This is a genomic window from Bathymodiolus heckerae thiotrophic gill symbiont, from assembly GCF_900128515.1.
Classification (GTDB): Bacteria; Pseudomonadota; Gammaproteobacteria; order PS1; family Pseudothioglobaceae; genus Thioglobus_A.
In genome coordinates, this window is the sequence record NZ_FQTP01000012.1 from 1 (window position 1) to 21,503 (window position 21,503).

Genomic DNA, 21,503 nt, shown 5'->3' on the forward strand with positions numbered 1-21,503 from the left:
GCTTTTGTCTTTTGAAGAAGATACTTGTTTTATTTTTTCTCATTCTGCATTGAAAGAAGGTTGGGATAATCCTAATATCTTTACCATTTGCACATTGAACGAAACTACTTCAACCATGAAAAAACGCCAAGAAATAGGGCGTGGCATGAGATTATGTTTAGGTGCTGATGGTAAAAGGATTTACGATTCTAATATTAATAAACTAGTGGTTGTGCCGAATGAGTCATATCAAGATTATGTAGCTACTTTGCAAACAGAATTTAACGAATCAGGGCAAACTGGTGTTACGCCACAGGCGCAAAATAAACGTACCACAGTTAAGTTTAAAAAGCAGTTTGCCACGAACAATGAAAACTTTAAATTGTTGTGGGAAAAAATCAAGAAAAAAACTAAATACGATGTACAGCTAGATAGCGATGATTTAGTAGGAAAAATGATTGCAAATATCGACGAAAACCTTGATGTTGAAAAGCTAGTTATTAAAGTTGAAAGATAGAATATAACCATGGAAGATGGCAAGATTCAAACTATTTATAGCTCTGAAAAAGTTGGCGCTAGAATTGATAAGAAATATAAGATATCTAATTTAGTTGCAACATTAGAACAAGAGAGCGGGCTAACCAAAAAAACCATTTTAAGAGTGTTAAAAGGTATTGATTGTTTAGATTATGTATTTGATAGTCCACAAGATTTTATTAGAAGTGTGGCGCTCATTATTAAAGGCACATTAAAAGATGAGTTACTAAACGGCATTAAATACTACGAAGTTGATGATTGCTGGAATATGTCGCTGTTTAGCGATATAGAAACCTACGAAAATAAGATAATCGAATCTAAAAAGTCTATTTATGAATACACCGTATTTGATAGTGATGGCGAGCGGGATTTTTCTAAAAGTTTAGATATAAGCGATCGAGTCAAAGTGTTTGCAAAAATGCCATCTTGGTTTGTGGTTGATACGCCAATAGGTACGTACAATCCAGATTGGGCGATTGTATGGCAAGTGGATACTCAAGAGAAGTTATATTTGGTGCGAGAAACTAAATTTGTTAATAATTTACAAGATAATTTAAGAGACATAGAAAAAAATAAAATCGCCTGTGCGTATAAGCATTTTGATGCGATTGATGCTGATTTTAAAGTTAGCACTGATAAAGCATTAAATGATTTGTTGAGCTAAATAATCTAGTTAATGTTGCGTAAATGTAGCACCAAAACAACAGTAGAATTAGAACAAATCCTTTTGAAGCAACAGAGCAAGACTTGATATCTGTAGAGCCATACAATTCTCTTAGTGAGTGGCTAAGGAGGTATATTGCTTTTTATAATCAACCTGAATTCTCAAATACATCAGAGGAGTGGCGTGGCTTTGATTGGGAAAAATTCAATACTAGAGGTATGGAATTGTCGCATCAATTAAAAGCAGAGCTTGGAGAGAGTTTTATTGTGAAATATTTCCAAGCTTGTGAAGAAACAGATGGGCAGCGTGACACCATATCAACTCTTGGCTTAGAGTCTGAAAATAATTAATAAGGATGCCACTCGTTTATTTGACTGAAGATCCAGCCCTAGAATTTTTAGCATACTGATGAATAATCGAGCCAATCAGTGTTTGATACGGAATGCCTTGTTCGTAAGCGATGGCACGAATTTTTTGCACATCACGTTCTTGTAGCTTAAGATGAATGGATTTTCTTTTGATGGTTTCTTTTGCCGCCGTTTGCCAATAATCAGCTCTGCCTTCAATATCTGTAACTGGAGAAAACTCTTCATTTTCAACAGCTGAAACAATATCAGCTTCTTCTTTACTCAAAGAGTCGAATTTCATTTTGTTATTTTCCATAATATCTCCTTTGTATTTTACGATCTTTAAACATTGTTTTTAAAAAAATCTCATTATTGTTAATCACATATGGAACAGTTACTGCGTAACCATCAATATTCAAAATTAATATTCTTTGATGTCCGTAATCCTTTAGATTTGGATGCTGCTCATCTGCCAGTATTTTGCCATCATCAATGGCCGCTAAAACCATTTCAAAATTAAGGCCACGAAGACTTTCTAGTTCAATATTTTTCTCTTCGCTCCAGGTAATTTTCATAGCTTATATAATACATAAAATACACACTTTGTCAACCTTTGAATTAACAGAGAATGGTCTGTTAATTTTTTTAATAATTTTGGAAATAATGTAAATGGTTTGATGATGGGCTGAATTTCGGATGTTTCTTCGTTAAATTTTCTTTGAAAAGAGATAAAAACCTCTGTATTTGGCTTTAATAGGTTTGTGTTGAGCTAAAAATAGCTTTTTTTAGAAATAAGAGGCTAACTTTAAAGTGCTAATGAAAAATTTGGTAAATTTTACGAATGAGCGATTTTCTTAATTATTTTCGTTATTGGCTAGCTCTAAGCGCTCAGGTGTGCCGATATCTTGCCAATAGCCTTGATAATGCTCGCCACTGAGCTGATTTCTAGCAATGGCATCGACTAGTAGTGGATAGAGTGCTAGCTTGTCTTGAGAGTCTAGATGATTTTTAAAGAAATCAGGGTGATAAATACCAAGCCCTGAAAAAGTAAAACTTTTGTTATTAGCCAGTGTGAGTTTCTGGCTGTTGCCAATAGAAAAATCACCTTTTGGATTGTGAGCAGGATTATTGATCAATAGTAAATGTGCTAATGAGCTTTTTGGTAATTTTATTTGCGACAAGGCATAATCACAAACAACATCAGAATTAATCACTAAAAAAGGTTTGTCACTCAATAAAGGTAATGCTTTGATAATACCACCAGCTGTTTCTAAAGCACTGGTTGATTCGTCGCTATAGCTAATGTTCACGCCAAATTTTGAGCCGTCACCTAGGTGGGATTTGATTTGTTCAGCTAAATAAGAAATGTTGATAACAATATCAATAATACCTGCTTTTTTTAAAGCTTCAATTGAGTGTTCAATTAAAGGTTTTCCTTTAACCTTAATCAAAGGTTTTGGCGTATTGGCAGTTAGTGGCATCATACGTTCACCCCTGCCAGCGGCTAGAATCATCGCTTTCATTGGTAATCCTTAGCTAGATTCAGAATGCCTTTTAAAAAATTAAATTCTGGATATTTGTCAGCCATCTGCAAAACGTATTTTTCAATGAGTGGGATATCATCAAGGTATTGGTGTTTGTCATCACGAAGTGAGAGGCGCTTAAAAATACCTAGAATTTTAAGATGGCGTTGCAGTCCCATTAAATCAAATTGTTTTTCAAATTTGTCAAAGCTGATGGTAAGCTCAGATTGTTTGTGAAAATAGACCAGTAAGGCTTGCAGCTCTGATGATTCAAGTTCAACATAAGCATCCTTGAGTAGTGAGACTAAATCATAACTATTGGAGCCAATTACAGCGTCTTGAAAATCGATCACTGATATATCGTTATTGGTGATCATTAGATTTCTACAGTGATAATCTCGATGTACAAACACTTGTTCAGAGTTAAGTGAGTTTTTAATTAACTGATCAAATAATTTATCTAATGAATCTTGGTTGATATCTTTAGGTAAATACCAGTCAATCAGTAGGTTTAGTTCAGTTTTAAGTAGGGTCTCATCATATAAATCAAATGAAATATTTTGAGTGTTAATTGCTTGAATTTTGATCAACTCATCGATAGCGCGTTTGTATAGTGCTAGCTTGTTTTTATTATTAAGCGCTTGTAAGAAAGTAGCACTGCCTAAATCTTCAATTAGTAAAAACCCTTGAGATAAATCTTTATCAATAATTTTGGGTGCGTGGATATTGTTGTTGCGCAATAATTCAGCAATTTCTACAAAGCGTTTAGAGTTTTCCTTTTCAGGTGGAGCATCCATTGCAATAAAAGACAGATTGCTGCGTTCAATGCGAAAATATCGACGAAAGCTCGCATCATCACTGGCTTTTGAAAGTATGAAATTGGCATCATTAAAGAAAATTTCCAACCAGTCTTCAAGCTGATCTAGTCTTTCATCATGCATTTTTTAAACCTTGGTAGTAATCATACACATGCGACCAATGTTGACCAATGACGCCATTATTAATTAGGCGATCATCAACTTGGGTAATAGGCATTACTTCACGTGTTGAGCTGGAGATCCAAACTTCATCAGCCATTAATAGATGGTCGAGTGTAAATGTGGATTCTTCAATGTTTAAATGACAATGCTTGGCACTTTCCAAAACTAAATCACGGGTAATGCCAGAAAGAATATGCTTACCTGTGGGATGGGTAAGTAGAGTGTCACTCTTGATAATGAATACATTGGAGGTTGCACCTTCAGTAACGTTTGAATCTCTATGCAGGATAACTTCCTCTACGCTATTTTGTTTGGCTTGCTGTGAATACATAATGTTCGCCAATAAAGAGGTGGATTTAATATCACAACGTTGCCAGCGAAAATCAGGCTGACTCATAGCGCGAAAACCCATTTCAAGTTCAGATTTGGTTTTGGGCATTAAAGGGTTTGATTCAATAAATACGGTTGGTGTGAGTGATTCAAAACTGTGCTTTCTACTAATATCTGCACCTCGACTGATTTGCAAGTAAAGTGACTGATTTGATTCTGTTGAAAGTCCTAATAGTTGATGTAAGATATCACTCCATTCTGGAGCTGAATAAGGGTTGTTAATTTGTACCGAATTAAGACTATTTTGTAAGCGCTTAAGATGCTCATCAAGACGAAATATTTTTCCAGAATAAACAGGAATGACCTCATAAACACCATCACCAAATAAAAAGCCTCTGTCCATTATGGAAACAGAGGCTTGATCTTTGGGGATAAATTCGCCGTTAAGATAGACCATTAAAGTCCAACTTTCTCCAACATACGAGAGAAAAATCCTGCCTCTTCGGCATCTTCTAGAGCGATTAATGGAATTCTAGCAGTGGTTTTTCCTTCAAACTGAATCAGCAAGTTGCCGATTTTGTCACCCTTACTAATTGGTGCTGAAAGCCTAGTATTAAGCTGAATAACTTGATCGGATAATTTAAATTGTCCACGAGCTAGCGTAAAGCTAACTTCTCCATCTGAGCCAACTTTTAAAGTGTCTTTTGTTGCACTAGAGATGGGAACTTGCTTGGTAAAATCTTTTAGCATTTGAGTTTCGAAAAAGCGAAACCCATAGTCTAGAATTTTTTGAGTTTGTGAAGTTCTTGCCTCAGCACCTGTTGAGCCAAGTACCACTGAAACTAAGCGCATACCAACACGATTGGCACTGGCAACAAGGTTATAGCCTGCTTTTTTGGTAAAGCCAGTTTTTAAGCCGTCAACCGTATGATCACTCCACAGTAGTTTGTTGCGATTACGTTGCTTGATGCCGTGGTAAGTAAACTCTTTTTGTGAGTACCATGGGTAGAATTGAGGAAAATCACGAATAGTAGCTGCAGCCAAAATAGCCATATCTGCGGCAGTTGTATATTGATCATCATGTGGCAAGCCTGATGCATTTTCAAAGCGCGAATTTTTCATACCTAGCTTGCGAGCATACTCATTCATATAAGTGGCAAAAGTACCTTCTGTGCCAGCAATATGTTCAGCTAGAGCAACTGAAGAATCATTACCAGATTGAATGATCATGCCTTTAAGTAAGATTTTTAGTTTGATGTTTTTGCCCACTTCAACAAAGCTTTTAGAGCCACCCGTTTTCCAAGCTTTTTTACTGATTCGAACTTCATCTTCAAGACTAGCACGACCATCGTTGATTAGCTGAAAAACCACATAGGCTGTCATTAGTTTGGTTAGGCTGGCTGGCGCACGTTTTTCATGTGGCTTGTTGCTCGCCAATGTTTTTCCGGAGTTGTAATCAAGAACCATGTAAGCAGCAGCATTAATATCAGGTGCTTTCGGTGTGATAAAAATAGCGGCCTGCGTATTGATTGCAAGTGTTGCAATTGAAGCGACTAGAAGTTTTGATACAGAAGAAAAATGCATAATATTTACGGATTAGTTTGATTGAATTGTTGTTTGATTTTTTCAGATAATTGCACAGCGGTCATTGCATATCTATTATCATGATTATAACGGGTTAGTACATAAAAATTCCAAAAAGTCAGCCAGGTTTCAAAATGGTCATCTTGAGGTAGTCTAATAAAGGCCAATTTGGTTTTACTGTTAATATCAGAATCAATGTCAAAACCTTTATTGCGCCAATAGTGCGCATTCTTTTTTGGCTTATTGGTGCTTGATTTAGCGTGATTTTTTTGAGATTTTGACAAAGTAATTGGGCGGGCGTAAGGGCCAAAATCATGCCACTGGTGTTTATCAAAATAATTTGCAATTGAACCGATAGCATCAGCAGGACTGTTAAATAAATCTATCTTATTGTCAAAATCAAAATCCACCGCATAATATCGATAAGAGCTGGAAATAAATTGTGCGTAACCCAGGGCGCCAGCATATGAACCTTTAATCATTAGCGGAGGTAGTGAATTTTCACGTGACATGAGTAAAAATTCTTTAAGCTCTCGTTGATAGAATTTCTTGCGACGATGCTTGCCAAAAGATAACCTTGCTAGTGTTTCAAGGGTTGGGTGTGTACCTTTGTTATGGCCATAATTTGTTTCGATACCCAGGATGGCCACAATAATTTCTTGAGGAACGTTATATTTTTTTTCAGCACGCTTAAGTGTTAAAAGGTTGTCTTTCCAGAATTGAACGCCATTGTTGATACGCTTTTCAGTAATAAACAAGGCACGATATTTATCCCAAGATAAGGGTTTTGATTTTTTCTTTTTCAGTTTAGGATTTTTATCAGCAACTATTAAGTTGACTTTTGAAAATATAAGGCGCAGTTCATTTTTATCAAAATTATGATCTTTAACCATTTTGTCAATAAAAGTGTGCGTCGTTTGAAAGCTGGTTGCTGGCAAGGTTTTTGCCGCAGAGATTGACGAAAATAATAATAAAAAGGCAAAAAATAAAGGCATTATTGTTGTAAGTATCTTGGGGTTTTATGTTTTCGAATAGCCATAATAATGCCAAAACTAGACATAAGTGTGATTAGCGACGAGCCACCATAGCTGACTAGTGGTAATGGTACGCCAACAACTGGCAATAAGCCTGATACCATGCCAATATTAACAAAAATATAGGTAAAAAATGTCAGGGTGAGACTGGCACCAAGTAATTTAGAAAAGTTGTCTTCAGACTGAAAAGAAATAACAAATGCTCTGTAAATAATCAAGCCATAAAGTGTAAGCAAAAACAATACCCCAATAAATCCAAGCTCTTCTGCAACTACAGCAAAGATAAAGTCGGTGGCATGCTCAGGTAGAAAATTAAGTTGAGATTGTGATCCTTGCTCCAAGCCTTTGCCGAAAATACCGCCAGAGCCAATGGCAATTTTAGATTGTATGATGTGATAACCAGAGCCCAACGGATCAGAGCTTGGATCGATTAAGGTCATGATGCGTTTTTTTTGATACGCCATGAGTAAATAATTCCAAGCAATATAGCCACTGCCAACGATAAATGAGCCAATTAGACTTATGTTAAGCCAATTATTTTTAAGGATTTGAATGCGAATACCTGAGAAAAACAACACATAAATACCTGAGGCGCCAATAAGTAATGAGGTGCCCAAATCTGGTTGCCTAGCAATTAACAAAACAATGACAGCAATAGAGATGATAGACAAAAAAACTGGCATTGGTTTTGGTGGCAAGGTTTTTTCGCTAAGTATGGATGCAATGGCGATAGGCACAATGACCTTCATGATTTCAGAGGGCTGAAAGCGTACAAAACCAAGATCTAACCAGCGTTGTGCACCACCACTACTAGAGCCAAAAAACAAAACTAGAATGAGTAGAAAAATGCCAAATAACATTAAAAATGGAGAAAATCGTCTTAATACATAGGGTGGTATTTGCGCAATAATCAGCATGGCGCTAATCGCTAAAGAGAAATGAAAGGCTTGCTTGTAAATAGTTAGCATTGAACCTGCTGAAGCTGAATATAGTACTATCAAGCCAAAAGAACTAAGGGTTATGATCAATAAGAATAATGGTGTATCCATTTTAAAATAATGCCAATAATGCCTTAATTGTGCAATACTAAAAAATCTCATAATAGCAACAGTCCAATATTTCTAATATCAGACAACAAAAGATTAAAGCTTCGACAAGCTGACTCGCTATTCATGCATTCGGTATTAATGCCCATTTGTTGAATTTCAACTTGTTGTTTTCCACTAAGAAATTTTGGCATGGTGCCAGTGCCAATAATTAAGATATCGATTTCATCTTGGTTAGTTAATGGGAATAGTGAAATTTTGTTAATTTCATCAAGTTGATGAATGTCAACTTCTGTTGAGAAATTTTTAGAAATAAAACAAGGTGTTTTTAGTTGAATGTCAGATAACCGAACAGCATCGATCTCTATTGAAATAATGCTGTTTTTATTGTAATCTTGTTGGCTAAATTCCACGTAAAGAGTAAGGTTTGTTTGCTAATTATTAAGCCATTATAACAACAGGGCATCACTACAAACTCTGATATTTTTTGACAACGATAAATTTTATCAGGGTTTGTAGTGACGCCCCATAGTCTGCGTGTAAAATTATTGTCTTTATTACATTTGAGAAAAATTGTGAACGATTTTAATTCTACAGACATTTATAATGCTGATTTATCAAGTGGTATAACGGCTTTTGATACTAAAAATTTTACTATGGCTTATCAGCTATTAGCGCCTCTTGCAGCGCAAGGTAATGCAGAAAGTCAGTGGCGACTTGGAATGATGCAAATGAATGGCCTAGGCATGGTTGAAAATCAACCTTTAGGGCTTGAGAATTTTATTCTAGCAGCTGCACAAGATCATGTATTTGCGCATCATATGATTGGCGTTGCTTATATGACTGGCGAAGGTGTTGAAAAAGATATTTTAAAATCTATTGAATGGTTTGAAAAGGCTGCTAAGTTTGGCATTCCTGGCCCCATGTATACGCTTGGCATGCTTTATGAGGATGGTAAAGAGGTTGAGCAAGATTTGGAAAAATCTCAATTTTGGTATGATCAAGCTACAAAAGTAAACACACCATGAAGTCAAGATTTGCCCCATCACCAACAGGATATTTACACATAGGTGGTGCTAGAACGGCACTTTTTGCCTGGGTTTGGGCAAAGAAAAATACAGGTAAATTTGTACTTCGTATCGAAGATACAGACCGTGAACGCTCGACACAGGCTTCAGTTGATGCCATATTAGATGGCATGAGTTGGCTTGGTTTGGCACATGATGAAGGGCCTTTTTACCAAACGGATCGTTTTGATCGTTATAAAGAAATTATTCAGCAGCTACTTAATAAGGACAAGGCTTATTATTGCGAATGTTCAAAAGAACGTTTGCAAATTTTGCGTGATGAGCTTACTGAGAAGGGTGAAAAAGCTAAATACGATGGCTGTTGTCGAGATAAAAAACTCAGTTCAGGTGTTGTGCGTTTTAAAAACCCTTTAGAGGGTTTGGTTACTTTTAAAGATGCGGTTAAAGGATCGATATCTATTGGTAATAAAGAGCTAGATGATCTAATTATTGCTCGTAGTGATGGTACGCCAACTTACAATTTAACTGTTGTAGTTGATGATCATGATATGAAAATTGATTGCGTTATTCGTGGCGATGACCATATTAATAATACACCAAGACAAATAAACCTATATCAGGCGCTTAATTGGTCGTTGCCTGAATTTGCACATTTGCCAATGATTCTGGGTAGTGATGGCGCAAGACTTTCAAAGCGCCATGGTGCCGTGAGTGTAATGACTTATCGTGATGAAGGATTTCTCCCTGAAGCTTTGTTAAATTATTTAGTGCGCTTAGGTTGGTCTTATGGCGATCAAGAGGTATTTTCATTAGATGAAATTGTAGAATTATTCGAATTAAAAAACATTAATAAAGCGCCAGCTAGTTTTAATCAAGAAAAACTGCTTTGGCTAAATCAAGAATATATCAAAGTAGCTAATATTGAGCATTTGATCGACCAGTTGGCCTGGCATTTAAAACATCAATCAGTTGACGTATCAGGCGGGCCAAAGTTTGAGATGGTTGTTGAGCATTTGCAAGAACGTTCAAAAACCTTAGTAGAAATGACAGATGGTATAAAAATGTTTTATCAAGATTTTGAACAGTTTGATGATAAACTAGCTCAAAAACAATTTAAAGACGCTCAATCTATTGAACTACTGCTGACTAAGTTAACGGCATTAGATGAATGGCTTGCTGATAACATCAAAGATCAAATTAAACAAGTGTGTGATGAGCTAAATATTGGTTTTGGCAAGATTGGCCAGCCATTTCGTTTGGCGCTTAGTGGCAATGGTAATGCTGGTAATATCGATATAGTGGCTCAATTAGTTGGTAGAAAGCGTACATTGGCAAGACTACAAATGGCACTTGATTATATTTCGAAATCAAGTGATTAAATGGCTGTTATTTAATATATGCAATTAGGTGATTACAAAACTCGATATCAAGATTTACAAAAATCCTTACAAGCTGGCTTTTTAAATTCTACTAGCGCTGTTGAGGGCTTTGTATTGGCCAGAGCTAATGGTATTGATGAATTGTTAAGGGATATTTGGCAAGGGTTTAATATACCTGAACAGTTGTCTTTGGTTGCTGTAGGTGGTTATGGCCGAAGTGAGTTGCATTTATATTCTGATATTGATCTTCTGATTCTAATCCCGAATGACTCACATCAAACTTACCAAGAAGAAATCTCTCAATTTTTAACTTTCTTATGGGATGTTGGTCTGGAAGTGGGCCATGCCACGCGAGATATTAAAGACTGCGAAAGGGTTATCGATGATTTAAGTATTGTTACTAATATGCTTGAGTCGAGATTGATTATTGGCCCTGATCGAATTTTTGACCAAATGAAGGATGTTATTAAACTGAGTGATTGGTCATCACAATCTTTTTTAGTTGAAAAACAAAAAGAACAAAAAAATAGACACGAAAGTTTTTCGAATACCGCTTACAATTTAGAACCTAATATCAAAGAAAGCCCTGGTGGATTGCGTGATATTCAGACAGTTGCCTGGGTGGCAAAGTGGTATTTTGATGTCAACACTTTATTTGATTTGATTGCTTCTAATTATTTGAGTAATGATGAATATGAGATTTTAAAAACATCTCAATTGTTTCTGTGGCGAGTTAGGTTTTCCTTGCATGTAATTGCCTCTCGTCGAGAAGATCGACTGGCTTTTCAATATCAAAAGCAAGTGGCAGAAATGCTAGGCTATACAGATGGTGACTCAATGGCAGTTGAGCATTTTATGAAAGATTATTACCAGACAGTTACAAAGGTTAGTCGTTTGAATGATATTTTGCTGCAGTTGCTTGAAGATAAAATTTTAAATACACAAGCTTTAAATAGTCGATTTAAAATTTCGCATGGCTATATCCATGCCAGCCATGATCAGGTGTTTGTAGAAACGCCATCAGCTTTTATTGAGGTTTTTTTATTGATTGCTAAGCATAATTATGTTCGCGGCATTAGTGCTGGAACACTTAGACAAATGCAATACAATTTAAGTTTGATCGATCAGAATTATCATAAAAAACGCAACAACAATCGACTGTTTATTGAATTGTTACAGCAAAATCAAGGTGTTAATAAAGCATTAAAATTAATGAATCGATACGGCGTATTAGAACGATATATTCCAGCATTCGGAAAAATTAGTGGGTTGATGCAGTATGATTTATTTCATGCTTTTACGGTAGATCAACATACGTTATTCGTTATTCGTAATTTAAGACGTTTTTTTGTCATGGAATATGCAAGTGAATTTAGCTTATGTAGCGATGTATCAAAAAATATCAAAAAACCAGAGTTGTTATTACTTGCTGGATTGTTTCATGATATTGCTAAAGGTAGAGGGGGTGATCATGCACAGCTTGGTATGCAAGATGCTAAAGAATTTTGCAAGAGCCATCATTTAAACCTATCCGATACAAAGTTAGTAGTAGGGTTAGTTGAAAAGCATTTGCTAATGTCTAGTGTGGCTCAAAAACAAGATATTGATGATCCTACAGTTATTAAAAATTTTGCCGATGCAATGGGTTCGTTTGAATTTTTAGAATATTTGTATTTATTAACTGTGGCAGATATTCGTGCAACAAAGGACGATCTTTGGAATGATTGGAAAGATTCTTTATTAAGAAAATTATTTAACCAAGTGAAGCAATATTTAAAGGATGATGAAAATACTTTATTAAGCAACAGTCAGAGAGCTAAAGAAAACAAAATCAATGTTGTAGAGTCAGCTATTGCACATGGTTTTGAAATGGATTTTGTGGATGTAATATTGAACGACTTACCTAAGGATTATTATCTTAGATATGATCTAGATGATATTTTGTGGCATTTATCCTTGCAGGTGAATAAAAACCTAAAAGAGATAATGGTTAGCTCTAAAGCTTCTGAAGGCGGTGTGGTGGATATTTTTGTTTTATGCAAAGATTTTAAAGGTTTATTTTTTAACCTAGTTGGCGCTGTAGAAAAAATGGGGATGGATATTGTTGATGCGAAAATTCTAACCACTAAAAATGGCCATGCTTATAATACACTTAGCATTCTTCAAAATGATAATTCAAATGAGCTTGATTTTCATCAAGCAATCAAAGAAGTGTTAAATGCGCCTGAGGCGGGTGTTGAAAAACCTAAACAGCAAGCTTCACACAAGTATTTTGATAATAAAACTCATGTAAAGCTAAGTGAAAATAAAAAATGGAATTTATCACAATTAGAGATTGATACGCTTGATAGGGTGGGAGTGCTTTCCAATATTGCTTATGTACTTTATGAGCTTAATATCTCGCTGGTTAATGCTCGAGTATCAACTTTGGGTGGACGTGTTGAAGATGTCTTTTTTATTCATAATGCACAAGGTAATCCATTAAACAAAGAGCAGCAGTTGAATTTGAAAAAAGCTTTATCAGAAAGATTGTAAAAACCTAGTAATTAGATTAAATAGTGATATAATTTGTGCATCACAGCAGTTCTGCTGTTTCTTTCCTATTTCAGAATATTATTAAAAAAAACCTATGAACGATAAAATTTTAGCAGTTACAGATGCCAGCTTTGAAGCAGACGTCATTAATTCATCACAAACCGTATTGGTTGATTTTTGGGCAGAGTGGTGTGGTCCTTGTAAGGCTTTAGCACCTGTGTTGGATGAAATTGCCAATGAGTATGATGGAAGGGTTGTTATCGCCAAAATCAATGTTGATGAGAATGACCAGACACCGCCAAAATACGGTATTCGTGGCATTCCAACTATACTTTTATTTAAAGATGGTGCAGTTGCTGCAACAAAAATGGGTGCTTTGTCAAAGGCAGAATTAAGCGCATTTATTGATATAAATATTTAACTAATTTTTATAAGAAGTTCGCTAATTGGTAGCGCTTCTCAAAAATAATAATCACTTGTAAGAAATTGCAATAACCCCCTTGGCACATTCTTGCCAAATCATAATGGAAAATTCATGAAACTATCAGAATTAAAAAAATCATCTCCAGAGGAATTGTTAGAGTTAGCCCAATCTTTAGGTGCAGAGAATATTTCTCGAGCCAAAAAACAAACTTTAATTTTTATTATTCTTAAGGCTAAGGCGGCCAATAATGAAGAGGTAGTTGGCGATGGTGTGCTAGATGTATTGCAAGATGGTTATGGTTTTTTAAGATCAAGTGATGACTCTTATACTTCAGGCGCAGATGATATTTACATCTCTCCAAATCAAATCAAACGCTTTAACTTATCAATAGGTGATTTGGTTGCTGGAAAAATTAGAGCGCCTAAAAAAGGTGAAAAATACTTTGCATTAGTTCAGGTATCTGAAGTTAATGGTGAAAATCCAGAAAATGTTAGGAATCGTGTGCCGTTTGCTTCGTTAACACCTATTCATCCAGATGAGAGGTTGACATTAGAAATTGGTAATGGAGGTACGGAAGATATTACTGCGCGAATCATTGATTTGGTTGCACCATTTGGTAAGGGTCAAAGGGGTTTATTAGTTGCACCACCAAAAGCTGGTAAGACTATGATTATGCAAAATATTGCCACTTCTATTTCACGCAATCATCCAGAATGTGAATTGATTGTACTTTTGATTGATGAGCGTCCAGAAGAGGTTACGGAAATGGCACGTACAGTTCGTGGAGAGGTGATTGCCTCTACCTTTGACGAATCTGCAAAGCGCCATGTTCAAGTGGCAGAAATGGTGATTCAAAAAGCCAAAAGACGTGCTGAGCAGGGTAAAGATGTTATTATTTTATTAGACTCAATTACACGTTTGGCAAGAGCATACAACACCGTAGCGCCTTCTTCTGGAAAAGTCCTTACTGGTGGTGTAGATGCTAACGCATTGCAACGACCTAAGCGCTTTTTTGGTGCAGCAAGAAATATTGAAAATGGCGGTAGCATTACTATTATTGCTACGGCCTTGATTGATACTGGATCCAAAATGGATGAAGTGATTTATCAAGAATTCAAAGGAACTGGTAATATGGAGCTACACTTAGAGAGACGTTTAAGTGAAAAGCGTATTTTCCCAGCTATTAATATTAATGCATCTGGAACGCGTCGTGAAGAGTTAATTACTGATGAAAAAGAATTGCAAAAGATGTGGATTTTAAGAAAAATATTGCATCCTATGGATACCGTTGAGGCGGCTGAATTTTTAATTGATCGATTAAAACTGACTAAGACCAATGAGGAGTTTTTCTCATCAATGTCACAAAAGAAATAAATATATTATTCATGGTTTATACTAGCATCTAATCCTAGTTTTAAGCCATATGAAAATATTTCTTAGTAAAGCGATAAAACTTCAAAATAGCATTTTAGCTAAGTACTTAATGCGCCAAGTATTAATACTCTTAGCGGCTGTATTTATTGTGATTGGATTGGTTGTTTTTGGCAATCAGCTGGTGTTGGTGGTTAAAGAAAGTACGCAGCAAAACATCCTTATTACGGATCTTATGCCAATTATTGGATTTAAGATGATTAGAGATGTCCCTTTGATCCTATCTCTATCTTTATTCTTGGCAATTATCATCTCAGTAAGTAAGCTCTATAAAGACTCTGAAGCAATTGTTATGAATTCTTTAGGTGTGGGAGACAAGCACTTTATGTTATTTATTCAGCCTGTGGTTATCCTTATCTTTATCCTTGTCTTGTTCTTAACGACAGTTGCTGTACCGTGGTCAAAGCATCAACGCAGTATGATCATGGATCGCAGTGAAAATGCTTCAGAATTTTCTTTTATTAAAGAAGGTGAATTTCAAGAATTCAAAAATGGTGAATTGGTTTTTTATGCCTCAACTGTTAAATCAACTGAAGGTGATGGTACACAAGATATGGAGGATATTTTTATCTATACTGTTGCTGGCGGTGAACCCATAATAACGCTAGCTTCTCAAGCACAAAAATTTACCAACGCAGCTACCAAGAGTGTTTATTTGCGCCTCAAAGATGGCACTCGATATCATGGCTTTCCATTGGAAGGCAATAAAAAAATTCTTGACTTTGACTTGTATGATTTGCAAATTATTAACGGTAGCAATCAAAGGAAAGCCGATAGCATGACAAAAATCGAGTCAAAACCAACATTGGACTTATTGTTTTCAAGTGATAAAAAAGATATAGCCGAGTGGCAATGGCGATTCTCCCAGCCCCTTAGTGTGTTAATTTTGTCTATTTTTGGCATCTTGCTAGGCAAAGCCTCACCTCGTGGCGGAAAAAATTTAGGCGTGTTAGTTGGTGTACTGGTATTTATTATTTACAACAATGTGCTATTGGTGGCAAAATCTAATCTAGAGCGCGGAGAGTTACTGCCTATAGTGGGTTTGTGGTGGGTTCATCTGTTAGTATTGCTAGTAATTACTGTGTTTTATGCTTATCGTCATGGAAAGTTCACTCGACTGATCGACAAACCTTTTTAACAACGCTATTTCAACCTTGTCCATAGGTGTGTAAAATAGCATCATTTTCCTCTAAAAGAAACCATGTCTTCACAGCCTAGTAAAGAACTTGAAGTTTTTGACAATCCGAATCCTGAGCGTGATTTTGTTATTCAAATCGATATGCCAGAGTTTACTTGCCTTTGTCCTAAAACTGGACAGCCTGATTTTGCCACACTGCATTTGGAATATATCGCTGATCAAGCGTGTGTTGAGCTCAAATCTTTAAAAATGTATATTTGGTCATTTCGTGATGAAGGTGCTTTTCATGAGGCGGTTACTAACGAAATCTTAGATGATTTAGTTAACGCGACTAACCCTAGATTTATGCGCTTAAAAGCTATTTTTAATGTTCGTGGCGGCGTTTATACGTCTGTTATTGCCGAACACCAACAAGACGGGTGGAGTCCAAAGCCAATTGTCGATCTTCAATATATTTCGTAGAAAAAAAAGCTCGAATCCTGTTCGAAAAAAAGTCAACTTTGACAAGAGGTTGATCGACAGAGATGCGCTTAAAGTTGTTCAAACCATTGCAAAAGCAGGGTTTGAAGTTTATCTCGTTGGCGGTTGTGTGCGTGATCTATTATTGGATCTAAAACCTAAAGATTTTGATATTGCTACGAATGCCAAGCCCGAACAGGTTAACAAATTATTTAAACGCTCCCGTTTAATTGGTAGGCGCTTTCGCTTAGTGCATGTGATGTTTTCAGCAAGAAAATATTTAGAGGTGGCAACCTTTAGATCTGGCCAAGTTAAAACGGCAAAAAGTGGTGTTATTGTTCGAGATAATTGTTACGGAAAAATTGAAGAAGACGTTGTTCGTCGTGATTTTAGAGTTAATGCATTGTACTATGATGTTCGTACTGAAGAGGTAATTGACTATATTGGCGGATTAGAAGATATTGATTCTCGTCAAATTCATATCATTGGTGAGCCGTTAGTTCGGTTTGAAGAAGATCCTGTTCGTATGATTAGAGCGGTTAGATTTCAAACCAAACTTAATTTTGAGTTAAGTAATGAAATAAAATTATCCATTTATCAACAGGCGCCCTTACTCAGTAATATATCGCCAGCCAGACTATACGAAGAATGTATTAAGTTATTTCATAATGAATATGGTTTTAAAGTTTACGAACGCCTGGAAAAATACGATTTATTAAAGCATTTGTTTAAGCAAACTCGTAAGAATGATTTTATTAAGATTGCGCTTAATAACACCTCAAATAGAATCAAAAGAAATAAGCCTGTTACACCTGCTTTTTTGTTTGCTGTATTTTTATGGCAAGCTCAAAATGAGCGCTACCAACTAATTAAACAGAAGCAAAGAAGTATTTATCTGGCAATGAGTCAAGCATCAGAAGAAGTTATTATTAATCAAATAAAGCAAGTCTCATTACCAAGATGGCTAACAGCGCGTATCAAAGAGACCTGGATGGCGCAAACTAAACTTGAAAAAATGCAACCGAAGAAAGTTGAGGATATGTTGGCAAGTAAAGATTTTCGTATGGCCTATAACTTTTTAGTACTACGTTCGCAAAGTATCAATCCAGAGCTTAAGCCAGTTGCTGATTTTTGGACGAAGGCGCAAGTAGGTTACAAGCCTGAAGATATCTATTCAGAGCGAAGAAAGCCTCGATCAAAATAATGCAAGCGGTTTTAATTACGGGCTGTTCAAGTGGTATTGGCTTGTGTCTTGCACAAGGTTTGAAACAAGCCGGCTATCGTGTTTTTGCCACAGCAAGAAAAACTCAAGATGTAGAAATGTTAATTCAATTAGGCTTTGAGTCTTATCAATTAGATCTTAGTTCTTCAAAGTCAATCAAACAAGCGACAAAAGCTATTTATGAGCAGGTCGATGAATTGTATGGATTGATTCATAATGGCGCTTATGGACAGGTAGGTGCTTTGGAAGATGTTTCTAGAAAAACACTTGAGGCACAATTTCAAGCCAACGTATTTGGCTGGCATGAGCTAACCAATCTTGTGTTGCCAGGTATGAAAGACTCTAATAACGGAAGAATTATTTATTTAAGCTCTGTTTTGGGTTTTGTAGCAATGCCTTTTCGTGGCTCTTACAATGCTTCTAAATTTGCCATTGAAGGCTTGGTAGATACACTAAGACTTGAGCTGATGAATACGAATGTTCAATTGTCTTTAATTCAACCAGGACCGATTGAATCAAAATTTAGGATAAACGCATACTTAGCATTTAAAGCAAATATTGATATGGATAATAGTGATTATCAATCAAATTACAAGCAAATGATTGAACGTCTAAAGTCAGATAAACTGGCTGACTATACATTGCCTGCAGAATCAATTTTAAAATGTACCTTGCATGCTTTAAGATCGCCTAAGGCAAAGATTCGTTACTGGGTGACCTTTCCAACTAAGTTGTTTGCTGTGTTGAAAAGGATACTACCCAGTAGAATAATGGATAAAATACTCGTACAAGCAGGCGGTGGAGGCAAGCGATAAACTATGACAAAAAAATTTGATTTTAATAAAGGCTTGACCGAGCTAGAAGATATTGTAAATACTATGGAGTCTGGCGATTTGAGCCTGGAAGATTCTTTGATGCATTTTTCCAAAGGTGTTGAATTGACAAAATCTTGTCAAACAGCTCTCAATGATGCCAGTCAGAAAATTTCAAAACTTACTCAACAAGATGATTTTAGTAATGCAACTGCGTTTGAGGATTCTTAATTAGTTGTTATGCAATTTGACACACATGTTGTACGGCTAAATTCTAAGCTTGATAATTATCTATCGACCCAGGGCTCTCTTACTGAAGCTATGCGCTATAGCGTGCTCGCCGGTGGAAAACGCTTTAGACCGATTTTGGCTTACTGTGTTGCTAGCTTGTTTGACACTGATTTAAATAAAGTAGATTCAAGCGCCTGTTCTGTTGAATTTATTCACGCCTATTCGTTAATTCATGATGATCTTCCAGCAATGGATGATGACGATATTCGCCATAACCAGCCCGCTTGCCACAAATACTTTAATGAAGCACAAGCGATTTTAGCGGGTGACGGTCTTCAAGCGCTAGCCTTTGAGGTGTTGGTTAATGATCCTTTGCTAGATAGCAAAACAAAGATAGAGTTGTTATCAACGCTTACTCATGCGGCTTTCAAGATGGCTGAAGGTCAGGCAATTGATTTATCAATTGTTAGTCAGTCAGTTGATATCTCAGTGCTTGAAAATATGCATCGTAAAAAAACAGGCGCTTTGTTAAGTTGCGCAGTTGATTTGGGTGCTATTACTGCGCAATGCTCAGTAGAAGATCGCAATATCTTGAGAGAATTTTCTCAAGCAATTGGCTTAGCTTATCAGATACAAGATGATGTTTTAGATGTTGAAGCGCCGGTAGGTGTATTGGGTAAAAATCAGCATTCAGATAGTGATAAAAATAAACCAACTTATCCGTCAATCATTGGTTTGTCAGAATCTAAGCAGTCTTATCAGGCGTTATATAAAAAAGCTAGCAGTGTTTTAGAGTTGTTGAGTGTTGATGCGCAAAGCTTGCAAGCTTTAATTCAAAAGTTACAAATAAGGTCATTTTAGAATTGAACTAAAACACTACCCCAACTAAAACCGCCACCTATACCTTCCATTAACAGGTTGTCACCTTTTTTAATTCTTCCATCTCGAACAGCTGTATCTAGCGCCAGTGGAATTGATGCGGCAGAAGTGTTGCCATGATTCTCTAGTGTAACAATAACCTTATCCATTGGTGTTTTTATACGTTTAGCTACCGCTGATATGATACGAATATTTGCTTGATGAGGCACCATCCAGTCAAGCTCTTCAGTGCTCATGCCGGCATCAGCTAGTGTTTCTTCTGCAAGAGAGGATAGGCGGCTAACAGCAATTTTAAAGACTTCATTGCCAGCCATTTCAATAAAACCGGTTTCATTGATAAAATTATTACTCACTTGTAGTGAAGATAGGTAATTACCATCACTGAACAATTTAGAATGGAGTATGCCAGTTTCTTCACTACCACTTAAAACCACAGCACCAGCGCCATCACCAAATAGAATGGCCGTTGAACGATCACTCCAATCAACGATTCTAGATAGGGTTTCACTACCAACTACTAATACTTTATTAGCAGCACCAGTTTTAATATACTGTTCTGCCGTGGTTAGTGCAAATACAAAGCCTGAACATACAGATTGTAAGTCAAATGCAGGGCATGAGGCACCAATTGCATTTTGCAACATGGTTGCAGTTGCAGGGAATATTTTATCTGGTGTTGTCGTCGCAAGAATGATTAAGTCTAATTCAGACGTATCAATACCAGCCATTTCAAGCGCTTTATTAGAAGCAATCTTGGCTAAATCACAAGTGCTTTCAGTGGTAACGCGATGACGCTGTTTAATGCCTGTTCGAGTAGTAATCCACTCATCAGTAGTATCAATGGTTTTTGACAGGTCATCGTTGGTAATAATGGTTGGTGGCAAATAACTGCCAGTGCCAATAATTCGAGCAAATTTATTCATTGTTTTTTAATTCTTTAGAGACTTGTGCGGATATTTTATCAATAATATTTGCATTTGCTTCAAGGTAAGCTTCAGATATTGCCACAAAAAATGATTCAACATTCGCACCACCGTGGCTTTTAACTACAATACCGCGTAAACCCAACAAGCTGGCACCATTGTATTTTCCTGGATCAAGACTAGATTTAAAATCTTTTAATACTGGGGTGGCAATGAGTGCAACAATTTTAGTTGCCCAGTTTCGAGTAAAGGCACGCTTAAGATAGTGCCCCATCATACTGGCTACACCTTCACTGGCCTTAAGAGCAATATTACCTTCAAAGCCATCACAGACAACTAGATCAACAATGCCTTTGTAAATATCATCGCCCTCAACAAAACCATGATAATTCAAGTTTGAAGCCTTTAATAAAGCTGATGTTTTTTTGATTTTATCGTTGCCCTTTATGTCTTCTTCGCCAATGTTCAAAAGACCAATTGTAGGATTTTTAATATCTTCAGTTTGCTCAACAGCAGTTGACCCCATTGTTGCAAATTCTAATAGAGCTTCAGGACTTGAGTCGACATTTGCACCAAGATCTAACATGTGTGTATGACCTGTCATAGTAGGCATGCGTCCCATGATTGCAGGTCGATCGATACCTTTAATGGTTTTTAAAACAAAGCGAGAAATAGCCATAAGTGCGCCAGTATTTCCAGCACTAACACAAGCATCTACATCGTTTGATTTAACAAGGTTGATTGCTACACGCATAGAAGAGTTTTTCTTCTTTCGCAAGGCGATAGCGGGGGACTCATTCATAAGTACTACTTCAGTAGCATGAACAACTTGAATTCTGTCGGAAATTTTTCTAGAAGAAGGGTGTTTCTTGATTTCGGCCTGAATAGTTGTTTGATCACCTACGAACGTTAATTGTAGGTCCTGAAACACACTCAGAGCTTTAATACCTGCCGCTATGGTAACAGGTATCCCATGATCTCCCCCTGAGGCATCAATTGATACCTTAATAGTCATAGA

General features: G+C 36.4%; 24 protein-coding genes and 1 pseudogene. 14 read left to right on the forward strand and 11 right to left on the reverse strand.

Features of this window, described 5'->3' with window-relative positions; genetic code table 11:
* The 3 genes and pseudogenes from BTHERMOSOX_RS02670 to BTHERMOSOX_RS02680 all read left to right on the forward strand — a co-directional run.
* Positions 1-496, forward strand: a pseudogene (locus BTHERMOSOX_RS02670) (DEAD/DEAH box helicase family protein); the annotation flags it as partial.
* Between the two features lie 9 nt (positions 497-505).
* Positions 506-1,180 carry a restriction endonuclease gene (locus BTHERMOSOX_RS02675; protein WP_138119166.1) on the forward strand — a complete coding sequence of 225 codons (675 nt, stop codon included), beginning with the start codon at positions 506-508 and terminating at the stop codon, positions 1,178-1,180.
* A gap of 83 nt (positions 1,181-1,263) precedes the next feature.
* Positions 1,264-1,530, forward strand: coding sequence for a hypothetical protein (locus tag BTHERMOSOX_RS02680; protein ID WP_138119168.1), 267 nt, complete (start codon positions 1,264-1,266; stop codon positions 1,528-1,530).
* 16 nt (positions 1,531-1,546) lie between these two features.
* On the opposite strand, the gene BTHERMOSOX_RS02685 is transcribed toward BTHERMOSOX_RS02680, so the two are convergent.
* The 9 genes from BTHERMOSOX_RS02685 to BTHERMOSOX_RS02725 all read right to left on the reverse strand — a co-directional run bounded on the left by BTHERMOSOX_RS02685 (position 1,547) and on the right by BTHERMOSOX_RS02725 (position 8,437).
* Positions 1,547-1,843 (reverse strand): hypothetical protein, encoded by a 297-nt coding sequence (locus BTHERMOSOX_RS02685; RefSeq protein WP_138119170.1) that lies wholly within the window; start codon positions 1,841-1,843, stop codon positions 1,547-1,549.
* Entirely contained in the window at positions 1,833-2,102 is a 270-nt protein-coding gene (locus BTHERMOSOX_RS02690; protein ID WP_138119172.1) for a DUF4258 domain-containing protein, read from the reverse strand. Before BTHERMOSOX_RS02690 ends, BTHERMOSOX_RS02685 begins: the two co-directional genes overlap by 11 nt.
* A 279-nt stretch (positions 2,103-2,381) precedes the next feature.
* Positions 2,382-3,050 carry an N-acetylmuramate alpha-1-phosphate uridylyltransferase MurU gene (murU, locus tag BTHERMOSOX_RS02695; protein WP_138119174.1) on the reverse strand — a complete coding sequence of 223 codons (669 nt, stop codon included), beginning with the start codon at positions 3,048-3,050 and terminating at the stop codon, positions 2,382-2,384.
* Positions 3,047-3,991 carry an aminoglycoside phosphotransferase family protein gene (locus tag BTHERMOSOX_RS02700; protein ID WP_138119176.1) on the reverse strand — a complete coding sequence of 315 codons (945 nt, stop codon included), beginning with the start codon at positions 3,989-3,991 and terminating at the stop codon, positions 3,047-3,049. Before BTHERMOSOX_RS02700 ends, murU begins: the two co-directional genes overlap by 4 nt.
* Positions 3,984-4,817 carry a D-amino acid aminotransferase gene (locus tag BTHERMOSOX_RS02705; RefSeq protein WP_171004629.1) on the reverse strand — a complete coding sequence of 278 codons (834 nt, stop codon included), beginning with the start codon at positions 4,815-4,817 and terminating at the stop codon, positions 3,984-3,986. The genes BTHERMOSOX_RS02700 and BTHERMOSOX_RS02705 overlap by 8 nt, the downstream gene beginning before the upstream one ends.
* Complete coding sequence (locus BTHERMOSOX_RS02710; protein WP_138119178.1) at positions 4,817-5,944, reverse strand: D-alanyl-D-alanine carboxypeptidase family protein; 1,128 nt, start codon at positions 5,942-5,944, stop codon at positions 4,817-4,819. Before BTHERMOSOX_RS02710 ends, BTHERMOSOX_RS02705 begins: the two co-directional genes overlap by 1 nt.
* A gap of 5 nt (positions 5,945-5,949) precedes the next feature.
* On the reverse strand, positions 5,950-6,939 hold the full coding sequence (gene mltB, locus BTHERMOSOX_RS02715; protein WP_138119180.1) for a lytic murein transglycosylase B: 990 nt from the start codon (positions 6,937-6,939) through the stop codon (positions 5,950-5,952).
* Positions 6,939-8,078, reverse strand: a complete 1,140-nt coding sequence (gene rodA, locus BTHERMOSOX_RS02720; RefSeq protein WP_138119182.1) for a rod shape-determining protein RodA — start codon at positions 8,076-8,078, stop codon at positions 6,939-6,941. The genes mltB and rodA overlap by 1 nt, the downstream gene beginning before the upstream one ends.
* Positions 8,075-8,437, reverse strand: coding sequence for an Mth938-like domain-containing protein (locus tag BTHERMOSOX_RS02725; RefSeq protein WP_138119184.1), 363 nt, complete (start codon positions 8,435-8,437; stop codon positions 8,075-8,077). Before BTHERMOSOX_RS02725 ends, rodA begins: the two co-directional genes overlap by 4 nt.
* Before the next feature lie 162 nt (positions 8,438-8,599).
* Here BTHERMOSOX_RS02725 and BTHERMOSOX_RS02730 point away from each other — a divergent pair, with 162 nt between their 5' ends.
* The 11 genes from BTHERMOSOX_RS02730 (at position 8,600) to BTHERMOSOX_RS02780 (ending at position 19,544) form a co-directional block, all read left to right on the forward strand.
* Entirely contained in the window at positions 8,600-9,052 is a 453-nt protein-coding gene (locus tag BTHERMOSOX_RS02730) for a tetratricopeptide repeat protein (RefSeq protein ID WP_138119186.1), read from the forward strand.
* Complete coding sequence (gltX, locus tag BTHERMOSOX_RS02735; protein ID WP_138119188.1) at positions 9,049-10,431, forward strand: glutamate--tRNA ligase; 1,383 nt, start codon at positions 9,049-9,051, stop codon at positions 10,429-10,431. The genes BTHERMOSOX_RS02730 and gltX overlap by 4 nt, the downstream gene beginning before the upstream one ends.
* An 18-nt stretch (positions 10,432-10,449) precedes the next feature.
* Positions 10,450-12,966 carry a [protein-PII] uridylyltransferase gene (gene glnD, locus BTHERMOSOX_RS02740; protein WP_138119190.1) on the forward strand — a complete coding sequence of 839 codons (2,517 nt, stop codon included), beginning with the start codon at positions 10,450-10,452 and terminating at the stop codon, positions 12,964-12,966.
* Positions 12,967-13,060: 94 nt separating this feature from the next.
* Positions 13,061-13,387, forward strand: a complete 327-nt coding sequence (gene trxA, locus BTHERMOSOX_RS02745) for a thioredoxin TrxA (protein WP_138119192.1) — start codon at positions 13,061-13,063, stop codon at positions 13,385-13,387.
* A gap of 114 nt (positions 13,388-13,501) precedes the next feature.
* Positions 13,502-14,764, forward strand: a complete 1,263-nt coding sequence (rho, locus tag BTHERMOSOX_RS02750) for a transcription termination factor Rho (protein ID WP_138119194.1) — start codon at positions 13,502-13,504, stop codon at positions 14,762-14,764.
* Positions 14,765-14,813: 49 nt separating this feature from the next.
* Entirely contained in the window at positions 14,814-15,959 is a 1,146-nt protein-coding gene (gene lptF / locus BTHERMOSOX_RS02755) for an LPS export ABC transporter permease LptF (protein ID WP_138119196.1), read from the forward strand.
* 63 nt (positions 15,960-16,022) lie between these two features.
* The gene (gene queF, locus BTHERMOSOX_RS02760) at positions 16,023-16,421 is read left to right on the forward strand and encodes a preQ(1) synthase (RefSeq protein ID WP_138119198.1); all 399 of its coding nucleotides are present in this window, start codon (positions 16,023-16,025) and stop codon (positions 16,419-16,421) included.
* Positions 16,411-17,622, forward strand: coding sequence for a polynucleotide adenylyltransferase PcnB (pcnB, locus tag BTHERMOSOX_RS02765; RefSeq protein ID WP_283204835.1), 1,212 nt, complete (start codon positions 16,411-16,413; stop codon positions 17,620-17,622). The genes queF and pcnB overlap by 11 nt, the downstream gene beginning before the upstream one ends.
* Entirely contained in the window at positions 17,622-18,455 is an 834-nt protein-coding gene (locus BTHERMOSOX_RS02770; RefSeq protein ID WP_138119203.1) for an SDR family NAD(P)-dependent oxidoreductase, read from the forward strand. The genes pcnB and BTHERMOSOX_RS02770 overlap by 1 nt, the downstream gene beginning before the upstream one ends.
* Before the next feature lie 3 nt (positions 18,456-18,458).
* Positions 18,459-18,683 (forward strand): exodeoxyribonuclease VII small subunit, encoded by a 225-nt coding sequence (locus tag BTHERMOSOX_RS02775; RefSeq protein WP_138119205.1) that lies wholly within the window; start codon positions 18,459-18,461, stop codon positions 18,681-18,683.
* 9 nt (positions 18,684-18,692) lie between these two features.
* Positions 18,693-19,544 carry a polyprenyl synthetase family protein gene (locus tag BTHERMOSOX_RS02780; protein WP_138119208.1) on the forward strand — a complete coding sequence of 284 codons (852 nt, stop codon included), beginning with the start codon at positions 18,693-18,695 and terminating at the stop codon, positions 19,542-19,544.
* Here the strand turns inward: BTHERMOSOX_RS02780 and BTHERMOSOX_RS02785 are convergent.
* Positions 19,541-20,485 (reverse strand): beta-ketoacyl-ACP synthase III, encoded by a 945-nt coding sequence (locus BTHERMOSOX_RS02785; RefSeq protein WP_138119210.1) that lies wholly within the window; start codon positions 20,483-20,485, stop codon positions 19,541-19,543. The genes BTHERMOSOX_RS02780 and BTHERMOSOX_RS02785 overlap by 4 nt on opposite strands.
* Entirely contained in the window at positions 20,478-21,500 is a 1,023-nt protein-coding gene (gene plsX, locus BTHERMOSOX_RS02790; RefSeq protein ID WP_138119212.1) for a phosphate acyltransferase PlsX, read from the reverse strand. Before plsX ends, BTHERMOSOX_RS02785 begins: the two co-directional genes overlap by 8 nt.
* Positions 21,501-21,503 lie beyond the last annotated feature (3 nt).

Bases quoted from the DNA above. Each gene is read 5' to 3' on its own strand.
- gltX (WP_138119188.1), top strand. From the start codon at position 9,049: ATGAAGTCAAGATTTGCCCCATCACCAACAGGATATTTACACATAGGT.
- BTHERMOSOX_RS02770 (WP_138119203.1), top strand. From the start codon at position 17,622: ATGCAAGCGGTTTTAATTACGGGCTGTTCAAGTGGTATTGGCTTGTGT.
- murU (WP_138119174.1), bottom strand. From the start codon at position 3,050: ATGAAAGCGATGATTCTAGCCGCTGGCAGGGGTGAACGTATGATGCCA.
- BTHERMOSOX_RS02785 (WP_138119210.1), bottom strand. From the start codon at position 20,485: ATGAATAAATTTGCTCGAATTATTGGCACTGGCAGTTATTTGCCACCA.
- BTHERMOSOX_RS02685 (WP_138119170.1), bottom strand. From the start codon at position 1,843: ATGGAAAATAACAAAATGAAATTCGACTCTTTGAGTAAAGAAGAAGCT.
- BTHERMOSOX_RS02675 (WP_138119166.1), top strand. From the start codon at position 506: ATGGAAGATGGCAAGATTCAAACTATTTATAGCTCTGAAAAAGTTGGC.
- mltB (WP_138119180.1), bottom strand. From the start codon at position 6,939: ATGCCTTTATTTTTTGCCTTTTTATTATTATTTTCGTCAATCTCTGCG.
- queF (WP_138119198.1), top strand. From the start codon at position 16,023: ATGTCTTCACAGCCTAGTAAAGAACTTGAAGTTTTTGACAATCCGAAT.
- plsX (WP_138119212.1), bottom strand. From the start codon at position 21,500: ATGACTATTAAGGTATCAATTGATGCCTCAGGGGGAGATCATGGGATA.
- rho (WP_138119194.1), top strand. From the start codon at position 13,502: ATGAAACTATCAGAATTAAAAAAATCATCTCCAGAGGAATTGTTAGAG.
- BTHERMOSOX_RS02690 (WP_138119172.1), bottom strand. From the start codon at position 2,102: ATGAAAATTACCTGGAGCGAAGAGAAAAATATTGAACTAGAAAGTCTT.
- BTHERMOSOX_RS02780 (WP_138119208.1), top strand. From the start codon at position 18,693: ATGCAATTTGACACACATGTTGTACGGCTAAATTCTAAGCTTGATAAT.
- BTHERMOSOX_RS02700 (WP_138119176.1), bottom strand. From the start codon at position 3,991: ATGCATGATGAAAGACTAGATCAGCTTGAAGACTGGTTGGAAATTTTC.
- rodA (WP_138119182.1), bottom strand. From the start codon at position 8,078: ATGAGATTTTTTAGTATTGCACAATTAAGGCATTATTGGCATTATTTT.
- BTHERMOSOX_RS02705 (WP_171004629.1), bottom strand. From the start codon at position 4,817: ATGGTCTATCTTAACGGCGAATTTATCCCCAAAGATCAAGCCTCTGTT.
- lptF (WP_138119196.1), top strand. From the start codon at position 14,814: ATGAAAATATTTCTTAGTAAAGCGATAAAACTTCAAAATAGCATTTTA.
- BTHERMOSOX_RS02710 (WP_138119178.1), bottom strand. From the start codon at position 5,944: ATGCATTTTTCTTCTGTATCAAAACTTCTAGTCGCTTCAATTGCAACA.
- trxA (WP_138119192.1), top strand. From the start codon at position 13,061: ATGAACGATAAAATTTTAGCAGTTACAGATGCCAGCTTTGAAGCAGAC.
- glnD (WP_138119190.1), top strand. From the start codon at position 10,450: ATGCAATTAGGTGATTACAAAACTCGATATCAAGATTTACAAAAATCC.
- BTHERMOSOX_RS02775 (WP_138119205.1), top strand. From the start codon at position 18,459: ATGACAAAAAAATTTGATTTTAATAAAGGCTTGACCGAGCTAGAAGAT.